Source organism: Streptomyces yerevanensis (assembly GCF_000716805.1).
Lineage (GTDB): Bacteria > Actinomycetota > Actinomycetes > Streptomycetales > Streptomycetaceae > Streptomyces > Streptomyces flaveus.
Genome location: NZ_JNWJ01000184.1, coordinates 1 through 1609 on the forward strand (window position 1 = coordinate 1; position 1609 = coordinate 1609).

Genomic DNA, 1609 nt, shown 5'->3' on the forward strand with positions numbered 1-1609 from the left:
CTTGTTGCCGTCCCAGCGGGCGAGGGTGGCGTGCGGCTCCATCGGGTTGTGATGGTTGCGCGCCAGCTGGTAGGTCAGGTCCAGCCGCACGGCAGCGTCGCGCAGGCCGGCTTCCGCGTCACCGCGCGCATAGTTCGTCGGCTCGCCCGGCTCGGCCTCGGCGAGGTCCGTCGAGGACTGCTCGGTGTCGTAGCGGACCTTGACCAGGCTCGCGCCGTGCTGGGCGGCCTCCAGCGTGGTGGCGACCACGACGGCGACCGGCTGGCCGTGGAAGAGGACCCGGTCGTCCTGGAAGACCCGCAGCCGCCGGCCCCCCGGAGGGTTGTTGGACCCGGCGTTGTCGCGGTACGGCAACTTCGGCGCGTTGCGGTGACTGATCACCCGCAGCACACCCGGGTGCTTCTCGGCGTCACCGGCATCGATGGAGGTGATACGGCCGCGTCCGATGCTCGCGTCGACGATGACCGCGTGCACGGCGCCTTTGATGTCGTGTTCGGCGGCGTACTTGGCCTGGCCGGTGACCTTGAGCCGTCCGTCGACCCGGGAGAGCGGTGCGCCGACGGCTGCCTGCGGCTGGGGGCTCATTTGCTGTCTCCTACGGTACGCAGCTGGCGTTCGACGGTCCGCTGGAGCAACTCGACCTTGAACCGGTTGTGCTGGAGCGGCCGGGCTCCGTCGGCGGCGCGGCCGGCGGCCTCGGCCCACAGCCGGTCCGAGGGGCGTTCACCGACGAGGGCTTCTTCGACGGCAGGGAGCTTCCAGGGCACGGTGCCCACGCCTCCGGCGGCGACGTACGCGTCCCGGATCACTTCGCCGCGTACGTGCAGCGCCACGGCCGCGGAGGTCAGCGCGAACTCGTAGGACTGCCGGTCGCGCACCTTCAGATAGCCGGACTTCAGCGGACGCGGAAGGGCAGGAATCTCCACAGCGGTGATCAACTCCCCCTGCCGCAGGGCCTGTTCACGGTTCGGGGTGCTGCCCGGTCGTAGCAGGAAGTCGGCGAAGGGGGCGTGGCGCTCCCCGTCCGGGCCCAGCAGCTGCACCCGCGCCTCCAGCGCCGCGAACGCCACGGCCACATCGGAGGGGTGCGTGGCCACGCAGTCGTCGGAGGTGCCGAGGATGGCGTGCGTACGGTTGACGCCCTCCAGTGCGGCGCACCCCGAGCCGGGGTCGCGCTTGTTGCAGTCGGCGCTCACGTCACGAAAGTAGGTGCACCGGGTGCGCTGCATGATGTTGCCGCCGATGGTGGCCATGTTGCGCAGCTGCGCGGACGCGCTCAGCTCCAGCGCCTGCGAGATGACGGGAAACAGAGTGCGCACCTTGGGGTGGACGGCGGCCTCGGCCATGCTCACCAGCGCGCCGATGCGCAGCCCTCCGCGTTCGGTGACCCTGACCTCGCGCAGCGGCAGCCCTCCGGCGATGTAACGTCCGCCGTCGCGGCCCGCGTTGACGGCCTCACGGGTGTCGGAGACCTTGGTGTAGGAGAAGGGATACATGGCGGCCGATCCTCACTTCCGGCCCGCGGTCTGCTCGACCGCGCGCACGATCTTCACGTAACAGCCGCAGCGGCAGATGTTGCCGCTCATGAACTCCCGGATCTCCTCGGCCG

At 70.5% G+C, this 1609-nt stretch carries 3 protein-coding genes; all 3 read right to left on the reverse strand.

The window, feature by feature from the left end; all coding sequences use genetic code 11:
• A partial coding sequence (locus OP79_RS48920; protein WP_033329709.1) for a xanthine dehydrogenase family protein molybdopterin-binding subunit occupies window positions 1-585 on the reverse strand: 585 nt, incomplete at its 3' end.
• A complete protein-coding gene (locus OP79_RS48925) occupies window positions 582-1496 on the reverse strand; it encodes an FAD binding domain-containing protein (protein WP_033329710.1) in 915 nt (304 codons plus the stop codon). The genes OP79_RS48925 and OP79_RS48920, both read right to left, overlap by 4 nt.
• A 12-nt stretch (window positions 1497-1508) precedes the next feature.
• The coding region (locus OP79_RS48930; protein ID WP_033329706.1) for a 2Fe-2S iron-sulfur cluster-binding protein at window positions 1509-1609 on the reverse strand (101 nt) is incomplete at its 5' end.

Bases quoted from the DNA above. Each gene is read 5' to 3' on its own strand.
- OP79_RS48925 (WP_033329710.1), bottom strand. From the start codon at position 1,496: ATGTATCCCTTCTCCTACACCAAGGTCTCCGACACCCGTGAGGCCGTC.